Genomic DNA, 23,586 nt, shown 5'->3' on the forward strand with positions numbered 1-23,586 from the left:
AATAATTTTGCGAGATCTTACAATTATTTTACAGTGTGACCGATCAGCGATACGAACAGATAAGAACGGCGACATCATCGACAATAAATTAACTTGCATATCATCGTTTATATCAACATAGTATGTAAAAAAGATAAAGCGCCGCACATCGTCACTATGCAATTATCGACCTATATCAGTAGCAGAACCTTTATTTGGATTTCGAACTTTTTTGGACTCGCTTTCATCTGCCTGTTAGCCTACCAAAATGTTGAGAATGAAGGGATGGCCCACTCCGCCGCCATCTACCAACAACTCAATTCAATGACCAAAGATATGAATAACTTTTATGAGTATTCATTTAAAGATATGCAAATGCCCAAGGATTGCCCGCTGTTTAAGGCTCGAGCAGAAAATGCGGTATTAAGTAGCTCCAATATAAGAAGTATCAGTTGGGTAAATCAACGACAAATACAATGCAGCACACTACCCAACTATCAAGATATTAAGCTCTCGAACAATAATCATGCTGCGCAATCAAAACGGATGTTTTTTGTCCCTTCAACTATCTTTGACGTCTATGATCAAGAGCAAGAAAAAGGCGAGGTACTAATTGCCATCCCAGTTTCCGGTAGCAACTTTATCGATTTTGGAATACACCCAAAGCATATCAAAGAAATGCTGGAGAATGTGGAAGGCAACTTCAATAGCTATTTAAGGATCAACGATTACATTTTTAGTCACACCAGCGTCGTCAAGGTAGAGGACTTCAATACGCTACCTCAAGCCAGTTATGGCAATGACTTATTTCAAGTGTACTACCAGTACTCCCTAAAAACTTATGTACACTACGTGTTCAACAAATTTGGTCTTATGATAGCGCTATGGCTGGTCATTTGTAATATAGGTGCAAGGGCGGTTTATAAATATATCGATGCCTTTAATTGGCTTTCTTTTAGTATCGCTAGAGCGATTTGTTATAAACAGTTTACGGCTTATCTTCAACCAGTGATTGATGCCTCTGGAAAGCTGAATGGCGCAGAGGTATTGGTGCGTTGGCAGCATCCTACCAAGGGGCTAATATTGCCCGCAGACTTTGTCTCTATCGCCGAAAAAAGTGGTCAAATTAGTGCCATTAGCTCACTACTATTTGAACAAGTGACTACCGCTCTGAACAACATTCCAGTCGCCAAGCGTAAGCCCTTACATATCGCATTCAACATCTGCCCTGTGCAATTAACAGAACCCGCATTTTTTGTGGAGTGCGAACGTTTCATCAAGAACTTCGCCGAAGATGGACACACGCTCATCATTGAGATCACCGAGCGTGAAGAACTCCCCAATGACATGCTGTATTTCACCGCGATTGATAAGCTAAAGTTAATCGGCGTAAAAATTGCCCTCGATGATTTTGGCACGGGGCACTGTTCATTAAAGTATTTACATCAAATCGACACCGACTACTTAAAAATAGACAGGAGCTTTGTACAAGCAATTCATGATACTCATAAAATCAAATTGCTGGAAAATATTATCGATCTGGCCCAACGTCTGAAAGTACAAACCATCGCCGAAGGTATTGAGCAGCAGAGTGAACTGGATTATCTACTCAGTCGTGGTGTTAATGCTTATCAAGGTTACTATTTTGACAAACCGCTACCACTCGTAGAATTTATGAAAAAATATACTTAGAATATGCTCAATGAAGAATAGCTCATCAAAGGCATGTAGCGCATACATATATATGCACTCACCGCTGTTTTACAGTTGAAGTGCGCTCAATCACCACAAATATGCCCTTCCTATAAGCGCTTCGCTGACACCGCCGGTTAAGCTTGTGTGTTATTTTTAAGCCATTTGGTGAAGATTAGATTGGCACCCGCAACCGTCTTCGCTATATCGTTCTCGGCAAAGAAGATAATAAAGCTGTAAAAATAGTCAATTGCGGTGTCCGAAGAATTCAATTCAAGGCTTTTACGTTTTTATCTGCGTCGCTCACAAGAGGACCTCTCGGCTTACCGCAATAAAAAACGTGCACTCGGCAAAATTCAACAGCCCTATGCATGGCTCACTAAAGACCTTTCCGAAAAAGTAGCTTGCTGACGAGCTTGTGCAATACAGGCCACATTATCTAATGGAGGTAATACCTCAACTTGCACATCACTCAAATTCATTAACTGCTGAGCACGCTTAAACAATGCTTCCATCAGAACAGCCTCTAATGGCTTGCTCGTACTTAAGGACAATACCCATCCACGCTGGTGAGCAATCATCGCGGTCAATAGCGCATCAAAAATACAACTTGGGATCGCACAGCTGTGTTGATCCAGTACCGCCTTACTACTACCGCGACTAATATTAATTGCCGTGGACATCGTTAAACTTTGCTGACACCGAGAGAGGTGTTCATCACAGCTCATCTCCTGACTATTTTGATTTAAGCGTCGATAACGAGGGCCAAATTCGTCGACCAAAATGGCTAAGGCTTCAAGAAAGTCATCCACGGCCCCCCCCTCATGACTTGAGAGTTGTTGTTCGACAAACACAAGTAACGACCCGTCAATAAAAAGCTCTTCTCGATGTTGGTAACCTTGAGTGCTGTGGGGTGATATATTCATGGTTAACTTCCTTATACTAATCATTATTCTGTTGTGTTGAATCAAGCGCCGCTCAACCAAGCTTCACCTTTAAGGTAACGTCCATACACAACTAAATAAAATTTTACTTTTCAATATAAGGTATAGATTTTATGAATAGTAATCGCTCAACGGTCAACCACAGTACTCGCAAAGGTCGATAACGAACGCCGCAACCATTGATGCGCCTTCGAATGCTGCAGCAAAGGACTCCAAATCATCTTAATTTCTATGGGGACAATTTGAAATGGGACTCGAACCAATCGTAACTGAGGATCATCTTTGTATAACATGGCCTGACGGCGAGGCAGTGTCGCAATCAGCTTAGGTTGCCTCAACAGCCAGGATGTGAGGCCATAGTGACGGGTATAAACTCGAATATTGCGCGTTTTATCCAGTTGCGCGAGCGCTTCATCAACCCACGAAAATTGCTGCCCTCCTCTATTGTTCACAAGCGAAGTTTCCGCTCCCCAACCCGTTTGGTTTACCCAGATGTGCTCTGCCGTCAAATAGCTGTCTAGATCGAGCGCCTGCGCATAAGGATGCTCCTGATGTACTAAACAGCAAAAGTTGTCACGCCAAATACTCGATTGATGAAAAGTCTTCGGTAAACTGGTAAAGCGGTTCAAGGCTAAATCAATGTGGCCCTTTTCCATATCGGCCAGTCCAATATCACCCGGTCCATACAAGTCGAAACTAAGATTAGGCGCGCACTCTAACAAACTTTGAATAAATGGTGCTAACAAGGCTGCCTCAATATAATCGTTACACATTACACGAAACGTAAGCCGACTTTGTGCGGGCGAGAAGTCTTTATCTGGCTGAGTTATTTTTTCCGCCAGGCTCAATAAACTCACGATCTCAGGTTTCAATTTGGTCGCTTTTTCGGTGGGACTCATCCCTTCTGCAGTACGCACCAGCAAAGGATCATCGAACAGCTCACGCAAACGCTTTAAAGCATTACTCATGGTAGGTTGAGTCAAAGCAAGCTTATTCGCCGCACGAGAGACGTTACGCTCTTCTAATAGCACATTTAAATACACCAAAAGATTCAGATCGACCTTCTTGATATTCATTTTGCATATGCCTTTTAAAAAAACCATTAGTGATTTCTATTATTAACGGCGACAAAGCTTAGAGTAAAGCGATGATTGCTAGCTTTCACACATTAGGTCTATGCTTTGTTTGAACACCAAAAGCTTCATTTAATCATCAGCGAGTAAAGCTTCGAGATTAAAGGCTGATAAGTAACAGCATGCTAAAATTTATTCGTCTATCTGACGATCCGTTTTGATTAAGTAACAACCTAAAGGTAAACAACCATCAATCAGGACCAACTCATCGCTCATAGCCAACGAGATGCGGCTAATTTACTCTATGACAACGCTTTTTCGGGAGTATTGATTTCAATAATTGCCTCCTGCATACTCGTGTTCGCCTTTAATATCCCCCAAATTGAATCGTTTAAACATGCTTGGTGGCTACTCATGAGCAGTTTGTTATTGTTGCGTTTAATCGATTTATGGTGGTGGAAACGTCACCAGCAAAGCACCAAACTCGATGAAGTAAAAGCCATTCAACGCTTTATTATCGGTGCCAATCTAACCGCTTTAATGTGGTCGACCTATATTGTGTATGTGATCACCAGTAAATACAGCTCAGATCTCGATCTAAGCACACATATGATTATCGTTGCCGCAATGGCTGGCGGCTCGGCCACGACTCTGGCTGGACATAAATATACCGCCATGTTTTATGCGTCGAGCACGGTTGCGTTTCCAGCCTTAGCGCTGTTGCTCTCAGGTCAGTACGAGCGACAGGTCTTGGGCATGTTAGGTATTATTTGCAGCTTAGCGATGTTAGTCGTTGCCAAACGCAATGCAGCATTCACTCAGCAAGCAATTATGCTAAAAAACCAAAATGTCACCTTAGTCCAACAGATGGAAAAAAAAGTAGAACAACGCACACGGACTATTTACCAGTTGTCGAATCTAGACCCGCTCACGGGTCTATTTAATCGCTCCGCATTTTTAGAGCATTTAGCACAACAACTTCAACAAAGTGCCCAAGCCAAGCAACACCTTGCGCTGCTATTTATTGACCTAGATGGCTTCAAAAAAATTAACGATGCCATCGGTCACGACACCGGAGATCAGGTGCTGACCAATACCGCGACTCGATTAAAACAACTAGCCACCAACCAACAATTACTTTGTCGTTGGGGCGGCGATGAATTTCTATTGGCACTAGAAAATAGCGACCATCAACCCGCCATTGCATTAGCAAATAAGGTGATACAAACACTCTCAGAGGCCTATAGCTTTGAAAATAATCGTTTATCGGTGGGCGCTACGGTGGGGATCGCGTTTTATCCTGAACATGCCCAAGATGAACACAGTCTTATCCGTTTAGCCGATACAGCGATGTATGCGCAAAAAAAACTAAGTCCTTCGACAGTGGGCCTATTTTCGCAACAATTAGAGCAGAAAATTCACCGAGAATTACGCCTGAAAGATGGACTGAGTCAGGCCATCGATAAACAACAATTCAGTTTAGTGTTTCAGCCTATTTTACGCTCTTCCGATAAACAAATAGTATCCTTCGAAGCGCTAATCCGCTGGCAATTTAATGGTGAATGGATTTCACCCGATGAATTCATTAGTATTGCCGAGCAATATGGATTAATTAGAAAAATAGGCGTCTGGGTGTTAAATTCAGCCTGCCAAGAAGCCGCTCTTTGGCCCGCCCAACAGCAATTCGCGGTGTGTGTGAACGTATCAGTCATACAACTTCAAGATCAGGACTTTATTGAGATTGTTGAGCACGCATTAAGTGCGAGTCAACTACACCCTGAACAACTACATATCGAGATGACCGAATCAGTGTTCACCTCCGATATTGTGCTGCTCTCGCAGCAAATTAAAGATCTACAAGATAAGGGAATAAAGGTTTCTATCGATGATTTTGGTACGGGTTATTCTTCATTATCAATAATGCAAGACTTAGCGGTTAATACCGTGAAAATTGACCGCTCATTTGTCAGTCGTATGGAAACCAATGGCTATGCCATCATTAAAGCCGTGATGCATATTGCCAAGTCCCTGAACCACAGCGTGGTTGCCGAAGGCATAGAAACCGAACGACAAATGAATCAATTAACCGAGTTAGGGGTTGATTACTTGCAAGGCTATTACTTCGCAAAACCCTTGCCTGTCGAACAAGTGAGACAACTGATAGAAGCGTCCAAGCTAAATCACTGAGCCTGACACCCAATCAAAGCTCAATAAAACCAACTGATCCTTTCATGATAAACCTCCGTAAATGTTATAAACGGAGGAATGCGATGCGCCTTATACTTATCAGCTTGTTATTTCTAAGTCTTAGCGGCTGCTCCAACAAACTATTCTTTTCCCCTTCAAAAGCGGACACCATCAATCCAGAAGTTCGTTGGATGAAGTCTCGTTCCGGTAACGATATCGCCTATCTGTGGCTTCCTCGCAGTCAACAGCTTGAGCCTGCAGGCATCATCGCCCACTTTCATGGCAACAGTGGGCACATGGAACAAACCAAAGAAAAAGTTGATTGGTTAATCGAACACGGCTACGACGTCATGGTTTTTGATTACTCGGGCTTCGGCCACTCTAGTGGTCAAGTCAGTGACCAAGCTGCCTATTTAGACGCGCTTAGTATATTAGATTACTTTGAGCAGCTTGCGCTCCAGTCGCAACAAGCCAGCTTTATTATTGCGACTTCCACCGGCGGTAATATTTTAATGAGAGCCTTGGCTGATAAGCCCATTCAGATCGACGGTATGATTATCGATTCATCCTTTAGTAGCTATGTTGAAGAAACCAAATACATCCTAAATAAAGGTAAGTTAAGTCAGCTTTATGCTTGGCTGGCAGGTTGGTTAATGCGGGATGACTACGCCAGTGCAGAGTCACTATCTCGGCTCCCAGGACTCAACTCGCTGGTAGTTCATTGTGCTTCAGATCAAGTGGTCCCTATCGAAGCTGGAGAAACAATTTACCGGCAACTTACAGGCAACAAGGTTTTTTGGCGGCTCGAGTCCTGTGCGCATGCGCGAGCCCTGACCCGTGACCATCCCGAACATCAGCAACGAATCATCCGCTGGCTAGCAGCCTCGCGAGAAAGCGACACAGCAACGCTAGACCAACAATTTGCCAACAATCTCAACTAAGCGCAATCGCAATCTCTGAGTCGGCCGACGCAGTCAACACCACAGCCACGGATTTAGAGGTAGGCGTGTCACTTAGGTCGCCCTTGCTCGTTAGAGGAATAAGCGGATTTGCCTCTGGAAAATAAGCAGCAACATTCCCTCGTGGAATAGCATATGCAATCAGTTTAAAACCCTTCACCTTACGTTCAATATTATCGGCCCAGAGGGTTTCAATATCAACCAAAGCGCCTTCTTTAAAGCCAAGTTCAGCGATATCGAGCGGGTTAATAAATAATACCTCTCGCTCATCGTAGATCCCCCGATAACGGTCTGCAAAACCATAAATAGTGGTATTGTATTGATCATGAGAACGCAAAGTTTGTAACACAAAAATACGATTATCACTCAAGGCTCGCACTTCAGCACTAATAATATTTTCGGGGAGTGAATGACAGCTGATTTGAGCTCGATTAGTCGCGGTGTTCCAAATTCGTCGACGCGCGCTATTACCTAAATAGAAACCACCAGGTTGTTGTAGGTTCTGATTAAAACGTTCAAAACCAGGAATCGTTTGCTCAATGAGATCCCGGATCCGGTCATAGTCTTCCACCAGCGACAACCAATCAACTGGCGAAGCCCCAAAGGCCGCATTGGCAATACCAGCAATAATCGCTGGCTCAGAGCGCATATGTTCACGACTTTCATCAATTAATCCAGCAGAAGCATGAACCATTGAAAAGGAGTCTTCAACCGTCACTCGCTGTGGACCTGCGAGTTGCTCATCGACATCTGTGCGACCTAAGCAAGGTAAAATGAGAGACTGTTGACCAGGGGTAACATGAGTACGATTGAGTTTGGTGGCGATGCTCACCGTGAGCTCACAGTTGGCCAAGGCTTGAGTACTTAATGCCGTATCAGGCGCGGCAGCAACAAGGTTTCCACCGAGTCCAATAAAGACCTTACTTTTCCCTTTGAGCATCGCCGTTAAAGCCTGCACTACATTGTGCCCCGGTTTCTTTGGTGGCGTAAAGCCAAACACCTGCTCAATGCTTTCAAGAAAGGCGCTGCTGGGACGTTCATTAATGCCCATCGTTCGATCGCCTTGCACATTCGAGTGACCACGTACTGGACACAGACCTGCACCATCTTTACCAATCTGACCAAATAAGAGTTGCAGGTTGGTTAATTCATGGATGGTGGCTACTGAATGTTTGTGTTGAGTAATTCCCATGGCCCATGCAATGATCACTCGGTCTGACTGATGATAAATATCTGCAGCCGATTCAATTTGGGCTTGGCTGAGCCCCGATTGCTCAACAATCTTCTGCCAAGAAGTCTGTTCGACTTCAATCAAGTAACTTTCTAAACCTTGAGTATGTTGCTTAATAAAATTCAAATCGAATACACTATCGCCGTGCAGCAGGGCCTGCTGATGACGCGCCAACAACACCTTAACTATCCCCCGAACCGCTGCCATATCACCACCTAACTTAGGAGTGAAATAATGACTGGTAGTTGGACTTGAGCCGCCGCTAAGCATTTCTGCTGGTTTTTGAGGATTGGCAAAACGCTCCAATCCACGCTCTTTTAAATTATTAAAGGCTACCACCTTGGCACCACGATGTGTTGCGTGAGCCAGTGTTTCGAGCATTCGCGGGTGATTGGTTCCAGGATTCTGACCAAACAAAAAAATGGCATCAGCCATCTCAAAATCTTCAATGGTCACAGTGCCCTTACCAGTGCCAATACTGCTACTAAGCGCATAACCACTAGCTTCGTGACACATATTTGAACAATCAGGGAAATTATTTGTGCCCAAACGACGGCCGAACAGCTGATATAAAAATGCCGCTTCATTACTCGCTCGTCCAGAGGTATATAGCTCGGCTTGATTAGGGGTTTCCAAGCGATGCAAATGCTTTGCAATCAATTGAAAAGCCTCATCCCAAGCAATCGCTTGGTAGTGACCACTCTGCGAGTTATAAACCACGGGTTCCGCTAAACGACCTTGATATTCCAAAAAGTAATCACTCTGCTTGGCAAGCCAAGCCACCGAATGCTCAGCAAAAAATTGGGCATTCACGCGACGCGACGAAGCCTCCCAATTCACCGCTTTAGCACCATTCTCACAGAAACGAAAAGTGGCCCGGTTGCCCTTTTCTCCCCAAGCACAACCGGGACAATCAAAGCCATGGTCTTGATTGGTCTTTAACAAGGTTTTTAAATTTTTGGCTACATTTTCACTTTTAACAAGATGTTTTGCCGTACTCGCTAAGGCAGCCCAGCCTCCCGCCGCCCCCGTATAAGGTTTATGACTCATCAATATTCACCTACTTATATTTAATCCGCCAAGGCGCGTGATACACGTTAAACTGCTTTGTTTTGGTAAAACCAATTAAACTAATATTAAACTGCCGTGCCACCGCTAAGGCTAGACTCGATGGTGCCCCTACCGCGACCACCACTGGAATATTAGCGCGTACTACTTTTTGCATTAACTCAAAACTCACCCGACCACTTAACACTAAAACCGAGCGCTCGGAATAACAGTCCTGTAATAACAACTGCCCCAACACTTTATCGACGGCATTATGTCGACCGATATCTTCTTCTACAATTAACCACTGCTGATCCGCGAAATACCCCGCACCATGCACAGCTCCTGTTTGAGGATAAAGCGTTTGTAAACCTTGTAGCTGACTAGGCAGTTGATAAAGCAACTGCTCATCGAGCCATTCAGCGCGACAATCGATGCTCGCTTGATGACTTAATGCCAGAGCTTGAACACTACTTTTACCACATAAGCCACAACTGGAATAGCTGGCAAAGTTACGCTGCAAAATAGACCAATCAGGCACCAAGCCTTTAACTAGCTGCACTTCTATATGATTGGTTTGGTTTAGCGTGGCGTCCGCTTCGCTCACAAACTGTAGCGCCTCGATCTCGTCAAGACGACTAATAATGTTTTGACTAAACAATAAACCGATGACAAGCGCTAAATCATCACCGGGCGTGCGCATCGTTAAGCTCAGTTGTCTTGTTTGATAACATTGTTGCTTCGGGCAATAAGATGTCAAATTCAGCAGCAGAGGCTCTTCGATAGCGATTAAATCGGGACATAAAATCGGCTCAGCTTCGCGAGTATCATTAAAGCGCATCAGCGAAACATCACCAAGCCCGTGCTCTAAAATAGTGCTGTGGGATAATTGCTCGGGCATTGCAGAAAGGCAAGCCCACTGAGAACGGCGTTTAGGCTTTAACATAGATTACCTGCTGTAAGATACGAGTCCGAGCGAACACTCTCGACTGCTACACTAGGGCCTGTTGAATTTGAGTATCGATCTTCTCTTCCAGATAAAAACAAGCGCCAAAGCTCGACGACCACTAATCTACAGGTTAATCAAAAGCCTAGGCCAAGGCTAGTGCTTTTATCAACATTACATCAAGTTATGAACTAGTTAACAACTTATGAATCAGTAAGATAACCAAGTCCTTACTCACAGCTTTAAACAAACACCATAACCGCGGCTCTGCTTGCGCTTCACAAGCTTATTGGTTCACTATTTTCTTGGCCTAAGTTCAAGCATCACCGCTGCATGATCACTGGCTTGACTGTCGATGGAAAAATCGGCGTGAGTGAGATGACGATCAAAGCATTGATAGCGCACAACTTCGGCCATTTGTTGCTGATAATCTGGGGCAAACTCTGCCGACAACAAAATATAATCAAGTACACTGCCTTGCCCTCCCCAGTAATGAGTGGCAGGCCGCAAGTCGGTCTGCAGACTTAAAGCAAAACCATCATGCAAACGCCAAGTATTTTCCACTCCTACATTATGAGGCTGGGGACAATCAAAAATATGCGCTAGCGCTCCCGCCGACAAGTCATCATTAAAGTCTCCCATGATGATCACAGGCTCAACTTTATGGCGACGACAAGCAACAATATCTTGTAGCAATAAACGAACTTCTTTTGCCCGCAAATTATCTGCCTTCCAGCGCCCAAGATACTCATCAATATCACTAATCGGCTCAGGTAAGTCATCTAGCATCGGTCGTTTAGATTTTAGATGCAGCACGTAACATTTAACCCAGGCAATCCCTGGCAGCTTTATTCTCGCCACTAGCGGCTGTCGGCTAAATTGCTCAGATCTTGCACTTTGATACAAACTCACTTGCCGCAAAGGATACTTACTGGCCAAAGCTAAGCCGGGTTTACGATAAACATAACTTGACTCATCTAAAACGCTAGCAGTCGCCAGGAAAATAGGGATAGCCTAATTGCTGACACTGCACCGCGAGCGCCTCTGCGCTAAATACCTCTTGAAAAGCCATCACATCGGGCTGAGCTTGATGAATCAAGCCCATTAACCACGCTTGCTTTTGCTGCCACTGCTGGCTATCGAGGATATTATCAAACTCGTAGGCAGCATAAGGCGGCGCCACATAGTTCAATAAATTGAGACTTAAAATTTTGATACAGATTCCTTAGTGCTTGGTGTTGCCTATTGCCACCGAGCCTGCTGAGCGCCCCTTCATCACGAACGTCCTATAAGCTTAAATAGCTTTGAGACTAAAAGTAAGTACAAACTTCAAATCAAAATAAAAGGTTCCCCTCACAACCGCCATGGATAGACTACAGATACCTAAGTGGCCACTGGCAATATAGTTTTGTTATGATAAGAAGCAATATCGGTAAATCAGAAAGTGGGGATAGATGTTAAAAGCAATCAGTGCAGCATTTGTCATAAAAATCGATGGGATCCGAGTTGAGGTGACAAAAGGCCGAGTGCCGGAGTACTTTATTCGTGAAATAAAACTACTTCAAGGCAATAGCGGCGCCATCAACGGTAAACTCTATGGCATGCGCCGAGGACGACAAATAAATTTAGAGTGTTCATCTTCGATCCCGGACAACATCTTACAACGCCTGCGTAATGTATGGCGTCCCAATCCGGACCCAGGCAATAATAATCAAGGTCGGCTGCGCCACTAATCAATCCGCTAAATCACTCCAGACTTGGCTCATCATCAATCGGCGTGGCGATATTACGAGATTGATAAAAATCATCGATCACCTGTCTGATTTCACCGGAATCGGTTAAACCTTGCAATAACGCGTCTAATTGCTCCCTTTCGACATACAAACTTGAGCGCTTAGAAATAGCAATATACACCGGCGTATCATTCCCCCCCTGAAAGCTGGCAAGTTTAAAGCGCCCCTTCCAAACCTTGCCATTAAGAGCAAAATGTCGACCGACTTCACCAACAATACAAGCATCCAGCCGCTTACGATATAACAGTTCTAAGCAAGCACTATTGTCATTTAAACTCACCTTAGTCATTTTGCTATCATGATCAAAAGGTTCGAAATAACGGGCACCTAACTTAACCCCAACTCTCAAGGCATACAGGTCCTTATAGCGAGCTAAAGGTAGTAATTCCTGCTTTCGCAAGACAAAGAAATGGCGAGAAGAATCTAGATAAGGGGGCTTCAAAAAATAAAGTGATTTCTCACGGTCCTTGGTTTTATGCAGACCAGCACTAATATCAATACTTCCCAACTCTAAGCTTCGCAAACGGCGAGCGAAGGGAAGGTAATGATTCACACTAGTCACACCCGATGCTTTTATAAACATGTCCATAATCGCTTGGCTTAAAATATATTGCTTATTTGAACGGCCAACCTGCCAACTTGACTGAGCAGCATGAGTCTTATTTGCCACCGTTAGCAATAAAACGACCCAGATTACCTTCCGCATGACTGAATGATGTTCCTTTGCATATAAAGAAAGCCAGTGAGTCACTACTATTAGTGACAAGCCCGCACGAAGTCAATCCTGTAATATATAAATTCGCTATATCGAGCTAACAAAATGGATTTTGCTACTCGAATTTCGATAACCTAATCTCGCTAGATTATATTTCAGCCAGCAGTAAACCCCTCCTATCCAGCTAAACACACAAAATCTCCAACCCTTAAACGAGTCCAAATTAGGCAGAATATTTAATAAGCATCAGAAATATCCCTTACAGTAAAAGTATTCCGCTCAAAACATCGGCCAAAACGCCCACCAGCTAGCTTGCTTGTTAACTGGGATGGTATTGCGACTTCGACAGCAAAATATATATAGATAATGGTTGCCTAAAATCGCGCAATCGACGACGATCTACAATCAATAATTTGGGAGCAATAAATGTCTACTTCAGAAAACAACCTATCAGACTTTAGCAAGGCCGTGATTAAAGCTGGCGAGCTTTGGGTACTTAGTGCCGACGACGAGTTTGTAGTCGTTGATTCCATTAATTATGAAAATACCGACGTGATGCCATTGTTTTCAACGGCGGCCAAGGCTCAAGCCCTATGCCTTGATGATTGGAGTGAATACCAGGTTGTTTCCATCAATTTAGAAGAGTTTTTTGAACAATGGTTGCCAAACTTAGACGAAGACAAAGTCTTAGTGGCCATCGATCTCGATGAAAATTTAGTTGGCGAAGAAATCGAAGCCTTTCATTTAGCCAAACAGTTAGCAGCAGATGATGCAAAATGACCGCCAAATAAAGGCGCCCCAGAGATGACTAAAACGCCACTTAACAGTGGCGTTTTTTATGCTGTGGCATAGGCCTTTCAAGCCAACTGGCAATCTAAAGTCAATGATTGCCAGAGACGTACACAGCTAACGCTCACTCAGCAGCCCAAGCGACGCTATCTTAAAGCATCCTCTTGAGTTTAATTGGATGCACTTTCGCCGCCCACAAGCCAAGCTAAGCTGATCATGCAACTTTACGAAAAGTCGACAAAATCTGCGATATAGTTATCTAGCTGCTTTTTCTCGTTATATTCATCGATACGTCGGCGAACCCGAACATCACTTTTGGCTTTCTTGTTCTGCTTTGAATACTGAGCCTTATCTTCTAAGTCCCATTCATCTATATCATCAAACTGTGAGTATTTCATGACTCTTCAACCCAATTAAACATCTAATAATATCGGCACCTAACTTTACTAAGCGCCAGCGACTCGCCACGACGAGTACTAAAAATGTGCAATAAAACCGGCCATCGGTCAATACAAATTAAAATTGAAACAAAGCGACAAAAACGCACATAAAGATAATAAAAACAATCGGTTATTGATTTACCAAGAAAATAAGGCCCATCAATTTATCTTAATCGTGACGACAAATAAGCTTTGTTTTACCTACTAAGTGATCGCTGGCATCATCGCGCCAATTTCCAACAAACCGACTGATCTTTAACCCTTCTGGTATACGCTGATGCTACATTCAAATTCCCTCAACTCGCACGCTTCCGGACTGCTTTCCCCCTTAGCTGGCCTCGGTTTATTTGCAATAGCGACTGGCTACCTAATGAGCCTTTTACCGCTGGCTTTAAGTTATTTCGAGCTCGACAAATCATTAAGTCCTTGGCTTGCCAGTGCGTTTTACTCCGGGCTGCTACTCGGCGCGCTAAAAATACAAGTAGTGATTAATACACTGGGGCATCGACGGGCACTTATCCTATTCTTCAGCGGGATTCTGGTAACGGTTTTATTAATGCCACTCCTTTCGTACTCAAGCGTATGGTTAATCCTTAGAGGTATCGCTGGCGCAGCCACCGCAGGCGTATTTGTGGTGATAGAGTCTTGGTTATTGCTGGTCGATGATGACAAACAGCGCGCGAAGCGTCTTGGCTTATATATGGTGACACTCTATGCAGGCAACGCCTTCGGTCAACTACTTATTGAACACTTAGGCAGCCAAGGTCATCTCCCTTTTGTTTGTATTATCAGCCTACTCAGCTTGGCGATATTGGCGCCGATATTGAGCCGCAGCACAACACCACAAGTGACTCGACACCAGTCCTTGTCACTCAAAGCCATTGGCCAGTTAAGTACACCGGCAGTAATCGGCTGCCTAGTCTCAGGCTTAATTTTGGGCCCCATCTATGGGCTGATGCCAGGCTTTCTTAACGATAATGATTTATGGCAAAACCAACTCGGTCAACTGATGGCGACGCTGATTTTAGGTGGTATGTTAATCCAGCCTTTAGCTAGCTATTTATCGGCTCGATTCAGCAAGACTCTGCTTCAGGCTTTATTTTGTTTGATGGGGTTTGCAGCCGCCATTGCAATAACCTTGGCTAACTCTTTGCTGAGCCTTGGCCTCAGTCTATTTGCTTTGGGAGCAGCTGCATTTTCGCTTTACCCCGTGGCTATTTGTCAGGCGAGTCTTCAGGCTAAAGCCGAACATATTGTCGCCATTACCGAACTCATGTTACTCAGTTATAGCATTGGTTCGATCATTGGGCCGCTCATCGCTGGACTCGGAGAAACAACTATTACTCGCTTACCGCTCTATTTAGCCGCAACTTTTGCCAGCACCTGCATCTATATGCTAATCGTGGCCGCTAAAAATACAGCTATCGCGAGGGCCATTTAGCGAGCAGCTGATTAAACTTAGCTTCAAAAACTTAAGCGCTAAGCTAACTCAGGAGGATGGTTGGCAATCCAATGTTCGGCGATTTGCTGACGAGTTGCCACCCAAACCTGCTGATGTCCTTGCACATAATCCAAAAATTTCTTAAGCGCTTGGAAACGTCCAGGTTTACCAATAATTCGACAATGTAAGCCTATCGACATCATTTTTGGGGCGCTATCACCTTCCGCATACAGACAATCGAAACTATCTTTTAAGTATTGGAAAAACTCTTCACCATGACTAAACCCATAAGGTGAAGCAAACCGCATATCGTTGGTATCTAGCGTATAAGGCACGATAAGATGAGGCTTGCAGCCTTGCTCACAGGGCTGCGATACCCAAAATGGCAAATCATCACCATAATAATCCGAGTCGTAAATGATATCTTGATGCTCGGCTAACAGCGCCCGAGTATTGGGAGAGTCTCGCCCTGTATACCAACCATTGACCGGCTTACCGGTTAATTGTTGCATCAAACTTAAGGCTTGTTGCATTTGCTCGCGCTCTTGCTCAAGGGGCATATGCTGGTAGTGGATCCATTTTAAGCCATGGCAAACAATGTCATGTTCCGCAGCAACAAGCGCCTTGGTCACATCGGGATTGCGCTGTAATGCTGTCGCAATAGCAAAAATAGTTAAGGGTAAATCACGCTGTTTAAATTCATTCAAGACTCGCCATACACCTGCTCTAGAACCATATTCGTACATCGATTCCATACTCATATGCCGAGCATTATAAGCTTCCGCACCAGCTATCTCGGATAAAAATGTTTCCGAATGAGGATCTCCATGCAATACACAGTTCTCGCCCCCCTCTTCAAAATTTAATACAAATTGCACTGCGATTCTTGCGCCTTTAGGCCAATTGGCGTGAGGCGGCTGACCAGCATAACCGCGCATATCCCTTACCGGAAATCCTTGCTGTTGACTCATGTTGATTCCTTTTTAATCCAACCATTATTGAAATAACCTCGGGCATATTCACTCAAGGCTAAGCCATACTTAAGTACTCAAACCCAACGGCCCATCCGAAGCACCATTAGCCAAACTTAAACCTCTGGAGAAAACAAGCGGTCAAAGTCTATCGACTGTTGGGGACGGGGCTCCAAACAAAGACTTTGCCGAATCATCTCCAGATGTTGAGTCATCCACGCCATCGCTTGCGCACTATCCTGCTGTTCCAATAAGCGGAGCAATTCAGAATGATTCCCACAATTGCAGCCAACGCTATGCTTTGATCCATAAACCGCAATAATTAACGAAGAACGATAGACCAGTTGTTGCACAAATTGACTCAAACTACGATTGTGAGTAATTCGGGAAAGTTCGATATGAAAATAAGCCGTTTGCAACACCAATTGGGCAAAATCACCTTTTTGTTTGGCCTGCCCTTCTTTGATGATAATGGCGCTTAAATTCTGTTGATGTAAGCGATTAAAATTAGCCATCACCATCGGTAACAACTGAGGTTCAATGAGACCTCGACTGTCAAAAATCTCCTGCGCTTCAGCAATACTCGGGCGCTTAACTTGCGCCCCTTTATTTGGCTCCAGACTCACCAAATGCTCCACCGCTAACTGCTGTAATACCTTACGGATCGCAGTACGACTCACCTTAAACGAGTCGGCTAACTTATCTTCGGGAAGGCGAGCACCAGGCTCAAGCTTTTGGGCGACAATCGCCGACACAATTTGATTATGTATTTTTTCGTATGGGATCATCGAAGCCACTATTACCAATCGTATACAATCAGACTAATCCAATTTTTTATTGGATAGCAATCACTATTTGCGCTTAATAATAAATTCGATGATGACTGCACTAGTCCAGCTCAAGCTTGCACCAAAACAGCTCGCTAAAATGATAAGCAAGGTTTAATTTTTAGTAATTATTGGATTTAACGACTGTTATAAATTGGCATACAACTTGTACCTTCAATTGTATACAAAATGGAGGACCATTATGCCTACAGTGACAACTAAGTTTAAAGAAAGCGCCCGGCTCATTAACCCCGACCTAGCCCCTACCCAACAAAAACAATGGGGTTGGTATAGTATCTTTGCGTTTTGGATGTCCGATGTTCACTCAGTTGGCGGCTACGTTTTTGCGGCTAGCCTGTTCGCCTTGGGGCTCGCCAGTTGGCAGGTATTCTGCTGTTTGATTGCCGGGATCATGATTGTGTTATATTTTGCAAACTTAATGGGCAAACCAGGACAAAAGGCTGGCGTACCATTTCCAGTGGTTTGTCGCATGTCTTTTGGGGTGTTGGGAGCCAATATACCTGCCGTAATCCGCGGATTGATTGCAGTGGTTTGGTACGGCATACAAACCTTTCTCGCCTCCAGTGTATTTATCGTTTTAGTATTGTACTTTAAGCCTGAATACCAAGTTTATACCCAAGGGGGGATTTTAGGCTTATCCCCGCTGGGCTGGTTTGGCTTCCTGTTTATGTGGGTGGTTCAAGCTTTAGTCTTCATGTTTGGCATGGGCGCAATTAAAAAGCTCATTGACTGGTCGGGACCCGCCATTTATCTTGCAATGGCATTATTGACCGCCTTTATGGTCTACAAGGCTGGTTGGTCAAACATCGATTTAAATCTAAGCGAGCAACGCCTTAACGGCTGGCAAGCCCTCAACCAGATGCTGGTTGCCACAGCTCTCGTGGCCGGCTATTTCGCAGGACCAAGCTTAAATTTCAGTGATTTTTCCCGTTACTGCAAATCTTACAAAGAGTTGAAAATAGGTAATATTTTAGGTTTACCCCTCAACTTTATTCTGTTCTCATTCTTCAGTGTAATTATCGTGGCAACTTCAATTCCGGTGTTTGGAGAAATGATTACCGATCCAATCGAAACCGTGAGCCGTCTCAATTCAGGACTGGTGATTATCTTAGGGGCTCTCACCTTTATTCTCGCCACTGTTGGCATCAATATTGTGGCTAACTTCGTCGCGCCCGCGTTTGATTTTTCAAATGTAGCCCCCAATAAAATTAGTTTTAAAACGGGGGGATTTTTGGCCGCTTTTGGCTCTGTACTGATCACGCCTTGGAATTTATTCAACAACCCCGAGATGATCCACTATACGGTGGATATCTTAGCGGCCATGATCGGTCCGATCTACGGGATTGTCATCGTTGACTATTTTAAAGTAAAACAGCAACAAATCGACCTAGCGTCTCTCTATACCTTAGATCCTAAAGGTCGCTACTGGTATCAAAGTGGTATCAATCCAAAGGCGCTATATGCCTTGATTCCGGCAACATTCGCCGCCTTAATCTCTTCCTTTATTATTATCGAAATGGCGAACTTCGCACTATTCATTGGTGGTATTTCCGCCTCGGTTATCTATTACGGTCTAATGAAACCAGAATGGCAAAGCAGCAGCCATAAACCACAATATGCATCGCTTGATGAAGTCTAAGCACAAACCAAGCGTTATTCGTCAGTCCCCAGCCAATCCTTGGCTGGGTCTTACATTTTCCTCAAATGAAGAGCGAACACTAAGCCCAAATTTGGGTTCAGCCATAGTGAACCCAGTTCACACAAATAAAAGCTTTAGGCAGCCTATTCAACTGGCTTAGCATAAGTTGTCAATACAGACTACAGTTAAGCACTTACCCTGCTGGCTCGGATGAAACCATGGCTGCTTATTTAATTGGTCAAATAAAAGTTAAAGATCCTCAACGATGGAAGCGCTATGTAGCGGGCGTGGATATCAGCCTAGAACCATTTAAAGCCAAGCTACTCATGCGTGGAGAACAACATCAAGTGCTCGCCGGCAACAACAGTTTCGAGTTCGCTGTGGTGATTAAGTTTGAACAAGTCACAGAGCTAGAGCGCTGGTTTCAATCAGAAGCTTATCAGGCTCTCATCCCCCTACGAGAACAGGCTGCCGATGTCTCAATTATTAGCTATAAAAGCAACGATACCGAACCACAAGCGGAGTAATTTAAGCAAACATATCCGATAGAGATGCAATATCGTCTGACTTTTTCGCTAGATCATTGCTACTCGCCTTTAGCTCTTTTGCATGCTGTTTGGTTTCTTGGCTTAATTGGCTGATTTTTGAAACATTTTCAGAAATATTAGCGCTAACAACAGACTGCTGTTCAGCGGCCACCGAAATTGATGTAGAAATATCACACACTTCGTTCATCATGTTTGAGATATCAGCGACTAACTGTGAGCTTAAGTTAGCCGTATTTAAACACTGCTCCGCTTGCTCTCGGCTCGACTTCATTCGAGCCCCCCAACTTGCCAAACTCAGCTGCATTTTTTCCACCGATGTTTCGATTAACCCCGTCGCTTCGTGAGTTCGCGTTGACAACGCTCTAACCTCATCGGCCACCACCGAAAATCCTCGCCCCATCTCACCCGCCCTTGCCGCTTCAATCGCTGCATTTAAGGCGAGTAGATTCGTTTGATCCGCAATACCTTGAATTTCGCCCATCACCCGAGCAATCTCCTCAGCATCATGTGTAAGCTCATTGGCTAAGTTTTCCGCCTGAGTGACATCCTGTGAAAGAGCTTGTACTTGTTCAGTAGTTTGACTCATATTGGATTGCGTTTGCAGACAATGATTCTGTGTTTCAGCGATTTTATCATTGGCGGTCACAGTAGAATGACTAATCTCAGCGGCGGTCATCGACATTTGATGAATGGCTGCTGATAACTGTTCCAACTCCTGTGTTTCAACATCCACACTATGACTGGTCGTTAAAGAGATAGAAGCTAACTCTTTAGATAATAACTGCAAACGTTTGGTCGAATCAGCGGTTCTACCCAAAATCGTTTTAATTCTCGCTTCCAATAACCCGATATGAAAACGAGCGATATCGAAGGGTTTCGCGCCTTCATAAATGTAACGGCTAGGACTGTCAAAAGATGCTTTAAGCTCGTTTATCTGATTCGGGAGCTTCACCAAAACATCAAAGTTAATGGCAACTAACAATATCAATAGTAATGCTAAAAAACCAGCGGCAGCCATTCCCCGTTCACTTACCACACCGATGAAAGCAAGCAGTAATACCAGCATTGTGGCTCCAAGACGCATATTGGAACCACGCCATACAGACTCAATGGCTTTCCCCTGATTTAACTTGTTATAGATCAGCTGGGCACGCTGTTTCAACTCTGGTTTAGCCGAAACCCGAACGGATTGGTAGCCAACATGACGCCCCCCTTCATAAAGTGGAGTCACATAAGCATCGACCCAATAATAACGACCATCCTTACAACGATTTTTCACCATTCCGCGCCACGCCTGACCTGCCTTCAGCTTAAGCCACAAATCAGCAAAAGCGGCTTTAGGCATATCGGGATGGCGTACAATATTATGATGTTGTCCCATCAGCTCATCTAAGGAATAACCTGCCACTTCACAAAAATCATCATTAGCGTAAGTAATATCCCCTTGTAAATCAGTCGTTGAAACGAGCTGCTGGCTGGTACTAAACAAGACTTCTTCATCAGTAATTTTCATTATTGAATTGCCAATAATCTTCATGGATGATTTAAATATAAGTCAACTATCGATTATGTTAGGGAATTAAGAGTATATTTGTCATTAATTAGCGACTCCCAACACAGTTTTCTAAATCAGCATCGATTCCTTAACATATGAAGGTCTATGAAATAATCCTCGTTTACCACAGCCAATCACGCAACCCCCTCAGCATGCCTCGCGCCTATTCATTTTTCATAGTCGATGTGTATTCAGACAACTCTTTGATCAATAGGCTTTGATATACTCATTTCGAAATACAGCCATCGGCATAGTTCTTAACGTGGTGAAATAACTTTTACGGCACAGACTCATCTCACGACTATCAGCAGTAACTCAGTGGCTTGCTCATTGATACCGACCCATTACAATAATAATGGCAAACAACCGCTCGCCGGGTTTTGCTGAATCACAATAGACTCGATAACAATAGAATCTATTAAATCAATAACTTAGTTTGCATCAGAATATATAAGCCCTGTGTCAGATAAGCCGGTGCTCGAGACTCACTTATCGAGTAATAATGAACCATGCTGTTTCACATATTGCAGAAACGTTTCTGCAATAGGCGACATCGGACGAGAACGTCGTCGAACTAGATACCATTGAGTGACTATTGGTAAATTTTCAACATTGACAATACTCAAGCCTTCTAAGCCGCCATAACTCAAGGTGTGTTCCGATAATATGGACACCCCAAGTTCCGACATCACCGCATATTTTATAGCTTCATTACTCTCAATCGTCATTCGTACATTCAATTGGCAGTTCTGCTGCCTTAAAAAACCATGAATCGCATGGGCGGTGCCAGAACCGGGTTCGCGCATTAAAAAAGGGTAGCTGACAAATTGCTCCAGAGAGACTTGTGCTTGTTCTGTTAAAGGGTGATGTTCTGGGGCAATCGCCAATAAGCGATTCGGTAGAAAATCGATCAACTCTAAATCGGGATCTTCAGGAGGGTGACTAAATACATAAAAGTCATCTTCGTCAGCAAAACTTCGCGTGATAGTTTCAGCGCGATTTCCCACCTTAAATTTGATGTTGATATTGGGGTATTGCTCTGAAAAATCGCCGACTAAACGGGGGATAAAGTATTGTGCAGTAGTCACCACCGACAACGAAAGCACCCCACTATCTAAGCCTTTAAACTTATCGAGTTTAATCTCAAGATACTTAAACTGTTTAAGGATCTCGCGCGCAGATTCTACAAGCATATTGCCCACTTCAGTAAAATGTAGCCTTTTCCCCGAAGTGTAATAAAGCGACATGCCGATAGTCGTTGCTAATTTATTCAGCTGCATCGACACCGTCGGTTGAGTGAGATGTAAAATTTCCGCAGCACGAGTGATACTGCCTTGCTCATGCACCACAACCAACAACTCTAGTTGGCGTACAGTTCCCACTTGAGAATGCGAACGATAAGGATTGTTCATATAACAACTCATAGACTTTTATCTATGTATATTATAGTTAATATCTAATTTTATCTATTATGATTGAAGTAGATAATCCTTGTTCCTATATCAACAGGGCTTATTCAATGACTAAAACTCAACTCTTGTTTGGCTTAAGTATCGGCTTAATATTAAGCGCCATTGGGATCACAACTTGGCAACAACAACTCACCAGTGCCGCATTACTCATGGTGGGACTAGGCCTTTGTGCCCTCAACTTAATATCTTGGTCAATTGAGCTGATCAAACAAACCAAGCAAAATATTCACCGACAAGCGCCACATGCCCTGACTAGCTCAAACTACAATGGGAATCCCTAAGCATGCAAATCGATGTTGTTGTCGGCTTCTTCGTGTTAGGGGCATTCGCCAAACTGATAAAAAGCGATTTAAAATTACCCTCGGGCTTGTATCAAAGCTGCTTGATTTTTTTACTACTTGCCATTGGTCTTAAAGGCGGTATTGCATTACATTCCAACAGTAGTTTAGAGATCCTGCCACAATCACTCGCGGTGATGATCTTTGGTGCGCTATTACCCTTACTCGCTTTTCCAATATTGTATTTTATTGCAGGTTGGTCACGCTTAGATGCTGCCGCCACAGCGGCTCATTATGGCTCAATTAGTGTTGGCACCTATGCCGTCGCAGTTGCCTATGCTCAATCATTGGGGCTCGCTTATGAAGCCTATTTACCCCTATTTGTGGCGCTACTCGAAGTGCCAGCGATTGTAGTTGGAATTTTACTCGCGCAAAACCAATTCAAGTGGAAAGAAATGCTGCCAGTGCTACGTGAAGCACTATTGAATAAGGGGGTCATACTGCTGTTAGGTGGGCTTGCAATCGGCGCTTGGGCGGGGCCTAGAACGGCATCTATCATGCCATTTTTTGGCGAACTGTTTCATGGGATGCTGGCCTTGTTCCTTCTGGAAATGGGTCGTGTGGCAGCCGAACGGATCCGTGATATTCGTAAACAAAGTGCCTTTCTAATTAGTTTTGGTATCGCGATGCCGGTGATCGGTGGCTTTTTAGGCGCCATGCTTGGTGCTGCGATAGGCCTTTCGGTAGGCGGTACATGTTTGCTAGCGGTGTTAGGTAGCAGTGCCTCTTATATCGCAGTGCCAGCAGCCCTCGCAGTGGCGCTGCCCAATGCGAAGGTGAGTGTCGCCCTTACTGCCTCACTGGCGATTACTTTTCCCTTCAATGTATTGGTAGGGATCCCTGTTTACTTCGCATTAATTCAGCATTGGTTTTAACCGAAGAATAAAAAGAGATAACCACAACAGAGTCATTTGAAGCGAAAAGTTTTAATCGGCGCAGCGCCTTACAGAGCCTGCGCCTGACTCCGCACCGCGTGATT

22 protein-coding genes are annotated in these 23,586 nt (G+C 44.1%); 10 read left to right on the forward strand and 12 right to left on the reverse strand.

Features of this window, described 5'->3' with window-relative positions; translation table 11 throughout:
• Window positions 1-156: 156 nt before the first annotated feature.
• Window positions 157-1,671, forward strand: a complete 1,515-nt coding sequence (locus ACRRSW_RS17350) for an EAL domain-containing protein (RefSeq protein ID WP_432459972.1) — start codon at window positions 157-159, stop codon at window positions 1,669-1,671.
• A gap of 365 nt (window positions 1,672-2,036) precedes the next feature.
• Here ACRRSW_RS17350 and ACRRSW_RS17355 read toward each other — a convergent pair whose 3' ends face one another.
• Together ACRRSW_RS17355 and ACRRSW_RS17360 are read right to left on the reverse strand one after the other, a co-directional pair.
• On the reverse strand, window positions 2,037-2,597 hold the full coding sequence (locus ACRRSW_RS17355; protein ID WP_432459973.1) for a hypothetical protein: 561 nt from the start codon (window positions 2,595-2,597) through the stop codon (window positions 2,037-2,039).
• Window positions 2,598-2,743: 146 nt separating this feature from the next.
• Window positions 2,744-3,691, reverse strand: a complete 948-nt coding sequence (locus ACRRSW_RS17360; protein WP_432451997.1) for a LysR family transcriptional regulator — start codon at window positions 3,689-3,691, stop codon at window positions 2,744-2,746.
• 411 nt (window positions 3,692-4,102) lie between these two features.
• On the opposite strand from ACRRSW_RS17360, the gene ACRRSW_RS17365 reads away from it, so the two are divergent.
• Entirely contained in the window at window positions 4,103-5,875 is a 1,773-nt protein-coding gene (locus ACRRSW_RS17365; protein WP_432459974.1) for a putative bifunctional diguanylate cyclase/phosphodiesterase, read from the forward strand.
• A gap of 83 nt (window positions 5,876-5,958) precedes the next feature.
• Complete coding sequence (locus tag ACRRSW_RS17370) at window positions 5,959-6,816, forward strand: alpha/beta hydrolase (RefSeq protein ID WP_432459975.1); 858 nt, start codon at window positions 5,959-5,961, stop codon at window positions 6,814-6,816.
• Here the strand turns inward: ACRRSW_RS17370 and ACRRSW_RS17375 are convergent.
• The 4 genes from ACRRSW_RS17375 to ACRRSW_RS17390 all read right to left on the reverse strand — a co-directional run bounded on the left by ACRRSW_RS17375 (window position 6,809) and on the right by ACRRSW_RS17390 (window position 11,241).
• On the reverse strand, window positions 6,809-9,115 hold the full coding sequence (locus ACRRSW_RS17375; protein WP_432459976.1) for an FdhF/YdeP family oxidoreductase: 2,307 nt from the start codon (window positions 9,113-9,115) through the stop codon (window positions 6,809-6,811). The two genes, ACRRSW_RS17370 and ACRRSW_RS17375, sit on opposite strands and share 8 nt — an antisense overlap.
• Before the next feature lie 10 nt (window positions 9,116-9,125).
• A complete protein-coding gene (locus ACRRSW_RS17380) occupies window positions 9,126-10,058 on the reverse strand; it encodes a formate dehydrogenase accessory sulfurtransferase FdhD (protein WP_432451993.1) in 933 nt (310 codons plus the stop codon).
• Window positions 10,059-10,355: 297 nt separating this feature from the next.
• Window positions 10,356-10,970 (reverse strand): endonuclease/exonuclease/phosphatase family protein, encoded by a 615-nt coding sequence (locus tag ACRRSW_RS17385; protein WP_439037777.1) that lies wholly within the window; start codon window positions 10,968-10,970, stop codon window positions 10,356-10,358.
• A 73-nt stretch (window positions 10,971-11,043) separates the two neighbouring features.
• Complete coding sequence (locus ACRRSW_RS17390; protein ID WP_432459977.1) at window positions 11,044-11,241, reverse strand: endonuclease/exonuclease/phosphatase family protein; 198 nt, start codon at window positions 11,239-11,241, stop codon at window positions 11,044-11,046.
• Window positions 11,242-11,512: 271 nt separating this feature from the next.
• Between ACRRSW_RS17390 and ACRRSW_RS17395 the strand changes: the two genes are divergently transcribed.
• A complete protein-coding gene (locus ACRRSW_RS17395) occupies window positions 11,513-11,791 on the forward strand; it encodes a DUF3634 family protein (RefSeq protein ID WP_432459978.1) in 279 nt (92 codons plus the stop codon).
• A gap of 13 nt (window positions 11,792-11,804) precedes the next feature.
• Here the strand turns inward: ACRRSW_RS17395 and ACRRSW_RS17400 are convergent, their stop codons facing one another.
• The gene (locus ACRRSW_RS17400; protein WP_432451990.1) at window positions 11,805-12,557 is read right to left on the reverse strand and encodes a substrate-binding periplasmic protein; all 753 of its coding nucleotides are present in this window, start codon (window positions 12,555-12,557) and stop codon (window positions 11,805-11,807) included.
• A 435-nt stretch (window positions 12,558-12,992) separates the two neighbouring features.
• Here ACRRSW_RS17400 and ACRRSW_RS17405 point away from each other — a divergent pair, with 435 nt between their 5' ends.
• Window positions 12,993-13,346 carry a DUF2750 domain-containing protein gene (locus ACRRSW_RS17405; RefSeq protein ID WP_432451989.1) on the forward strand — a complete coding sequence of 118 codons (354 nt, stop codon included), beginning with the start codon at window positions 12,993-12,995 and terminating at the stop codon, window positions 13,344-13,346.
• Between the two features lie 233 nt (window positions 13,347-13,579).
• Here the strand turns inward: ACRRSW_RS17405 and ACRRSW_RS17410 are convergent, their stop codons facing one another.
• The gene (locus ACRRSW_RS17410; RefSeq protein WP_432451988.1) at window positions 13,580-13,753 is read right to left on the reverse strand and encodes a PA3496 family putative envelope integrity protein; all 174 of its coding nucleotides are present in this window, start codon (window positions 13,751-13,753) and stop codon (window positions 13,580-13,582) included.
• Between the two features lie 412 nt (window positions 13,754-14,165).
• Between ACRRSW_RS17410 and ACRRSW_RS17415 the strand changes: the two genes are divergently transcribed.
• Window positions 14,166-15,236 carry an MFS transporter gene (locus tag ACRRSW_RS17415; RefSeq protein ID WP_439037762.1) on the forward strand — a complete coding sequence of 357 codons (1,071 nt, stop codon included), beginning with the start codon at window positions 14,166-14,168 and terminating at the stop codon, window positions 15,234-15,236.
• A 38-nt stretch (window positions 15,237-15,274) separates the two neighbouring features.
• On the opposite strand, the gene puuE is transcribed toward ACRRSW_RS17415, so the two are convergent.
• Together puuE and ACRRSW_RS17425 are read right to left on the reverse strand one after the other, a co-directional pair.
• Window positions 15,275-16,207, reverse strand: coding sequence for an allantoinase PuuE (gene puuE, locus ACRRSW_RS17420; RefSeq protein ID WP_432459980.1), 933 nt, complete (start codon window positions 16,205-16,207; stop codon window positions 15,275-15,277).
• 116 nt (window positions 16,208-16,323) lie between these two features.
• Complete coding sequence (locus ACRRSW_RS17425) at window positions 16,324-16,995, reverse strand: GntR family transcriptional regulator (protein ID WP_432451985.1); 672 nt, start codon at window positions 16,993-16,995, stop codon at window positions 16,324-16,326.
• Between the two features lie 241 nt (window positions 16,996-17,236).
• Between ACRRSW_RS17425 and ACRRSW_RS17430 the strand changes: the two genes are divergently transcribed.
• On the forward strand, window positions 17,237-18,694 hold the full coding sequence (locus ACRRSW_RS17430; protein WP_432459981.1) for an NCS1 family nucleobase:cation symporter-1: 1,458 nt from the start codon (window positions 17,237-17,239) through the stop codon (window positions 18,692-18,694).
• A 218-nt stretch (window positions 18,695-18,912) separates the two neighbouring features.
• Complete coding sequence (locus tag ACRRSW_RS17435; RefSeq protein ID WP_432459982.1) at window positions 18,913-19,221, forward strand: DUF1330 domain-containing protein; 309 nt, start codon at window positions 18,913-18,915, stop codon at window positions 19,219-19,221.
• A gap of 1 nt (window position 19,222) precedes the next feature.
• Here ACRRSW_RS17435 and ACRRSW_RS17440 read toward each other — a convergent pair whose 3' ends face one another.
• Both ACRRSW_RS17440 and ACRRSW_RS17445 read right to left on the reverse strand, forming a co-directional pair.
• A complete protein-coding gene (locus ACRRSW_RS17440) occupies window positions 19,223-20,755 on the reverse strand; it encodes a methyl-accepting chemotaxis protein (protein ID WP_432459983.1) in 1,533 nt (510 codons plus the stop codon).
• A 527-nt stretch (window positions 20,756-21,282) separates the two neighbouring features.
• Window positions 21,283-22,209, reverse strand: a complete 927-nt coding sequence (locus tag ACRRSW_RS17445) for a LysR family transcriptional regulator (protein ID WP_432451981.1) — start codon at window positions 22,207-22,209, stop codon at window positions 21,283-21,285.
• Window positions 22,210-22,316: 107 nt separating this feature from the next.
• Here ACRRSW_RS17445 and ACRRSW_RS17450 point away from each other — a divergent pair, with 107 nt between their 5' ends.
• Together ACRRSW_RS17450 and ACRRSW_RS17455 are read left to right on the forward strand one after the other, a co-directional pair.
• Complete coding sequence (locus ACRRSW_RS17450) at window positions 22,317-22,550, forward strand: hypothetical protein (protein ID WP_432459984.1); 234 nt, start codon at window positions 22,317-22,319, stop codon at window positions 22,548-22,550.
• 2 nt (window positions 22,551-22,552) lie between these two features.
• Window positions 22,553-23,482, forward strand: coding sequence for a sodium-dependent bicarbonate transport family permease (locus ACRRSW_RS17455; RefSeq protein WP_432459986.1), 930 nt, complete (start codon window positions 22,553-22,555; stop codon window positions 23,480-23,482).
• Window positions 23,483-23,586 lie beyond the last annotated feature (104 nt).

The organism is Agarivorans sp. QJM3NY_25, assembly GCF_050870875.2.
Classification (GTDB): domain Bacteria; phylum Pseudomonadota; class Gammaproteobacteria; order Enterobacterales; family Celerinatantimonadaceae; genus Agarivorans.

Excerpts from the sequence above, each read along its gene's own strand:
- ACRRSW_RS17425 (WP_432451985.1), bottom strand. The coding sequence starts at position 16,995 with ATGATCCCATACGAAAAAATACATAATCAAATTGTGTCGGCGATTGTC.
- ACRRSW_RS17370 (WP_432459975.1), top strand. The coding sequence starts at position 5,959 with ATGCGCCTTATACTTATCAGCTTGTTATTTCTAAGTCTTAGCGGCTGC.
- ACRRSW_RS17430 (WP_432459981.1), top strand. The coding sequence starts at position 17,237 with ATGCCTACAGTGACAACTAAGTTTAAAGAAAGCGCCCGGCTCATTAAC.
- ACRRSW_RS17375 (WP_432459976.1), bottom strand. The coding sequence starts at position 9,115 with ATGAGTCATAAACCTTATACGGGGGCGGCGGGAGGCTGGGCTGCCTTA.
- ACRRSW_RS17380 (WP_432451993.1), bottom strand. The coding sequence starts at position 10,058 with ATGTTAAAGCCTAAACGCCGTTCTCAGTGGGCTTGCCTTTCTGCAATG.
- ACRRSW_RS17445 (WP_432451981.1), bottom strand. The coding sequence starts at position 22,209 with ATGAACAATCCTTATCGTTCGCATTCTCAAGTGGGAACTGTACGCCAA.
- puuE (WP_432459980.1), bottom strand. The coding sequence starts at position 16,207 with ATGAGTCAACAGCAAGGATTTCCGGTAAGGGATATGCGCGGTTATGCT.
- ACRRSW_RS17355 (WP_432459973.1), bottom strand. The coding sequence starts at position 2,597 with ATGAATATATCACCCCACAGCACTCAAGGTTACCAACATCGAGAAGAG.
- ACRRSW_RS17450 (WP_432459984.1), top strand. The coding sequence starts at position 22,317 with ATGACTAAAACTCAACTCTTGTTTGGCTTAAGTATCGGCTTAATATTA.
- ACRRSW_RS17410 (WP_432451988.1), bottom strand. The coding sequence starts at position 13,753 with ATGAAATACTCACAGTTTGATGATATAGATGAATGGGACTTAGAAGAT.
- ACRRSW_RS17455 (WP_432459986.1), top strand. The coding sequence starts at position 22,553 with ATGCAAATCGATGTTGTTGTCGGCTTCTTCGTGTTAGGGGCATTCGCC.
- ACRRSW_RS17350 (WP_432459972.1), top strand. The coding sequence starts at position 157 with ATGCAATTATCGACCTATATCAGTAGCAGAACCTTTATTTGGATTTCG.
- ACRRSW_RS17405 (WP_432451989.1), top strand. The coding sequence starts at position 12,993 with ATGTCTACTTCAGAAAACAACCTATCAGACTTTAGCAAGGCCGTGATT.
- ACRRSW_RS17365 (WP_432459974.1), top strand. The coding sequence starts at position 4,103 with ATGAGCAGTTTGTTATTGTTGCGTTTAATCGATTTATGGTGGTGGAAA.
- ACRRSW_RS17440 (WP_432459983.1), bottom strand. The coding sequence starts at position 20,755 with ATGAAAATTACTGATGAAGAAGTCTTGTTTAGTACCAGCCAGCAGCTC.
- ACRRSW_RS17360 (WP_432451997.1), bottom strand. The coding sequence starts at position 3,691 with ATGAATATCAAGAAGGTCGATCTGAATCTTTTGGTGTATTTAAATGTG.
- ACRRSW_RS17400 (WP_432451990.1), bottom strand. The coding sequence starts at position 12,557 with ATGCGGAAGGTAATCTGGGTCGTTTTATTGCTAACGGTGGCAAATAAG.
- ACRRSW_RS17435 (WP_432459982.1), top strand. The coding sequence starts at position 18,913 with ATGGCTGCTTATTTAATTGGTCAAATAAAAGTTAAAGATCCTCAACGA.
- ACRRSW_RS17415 (WP_439037762.1), top strand. The coding sequence starts at position 14,166 with ATGAGCCTTTTACCGCTGGCTTTAAGTTATTTCGAGCTCGACAAATCA.
- ACRRSW_RS17395 (WP_432459978.1), top strand. The coding sequence starts at position 11,513 with ATGTTAAAAGCAATCAGTGCAGCATTTGTCATAAAAATCGATGGGATC.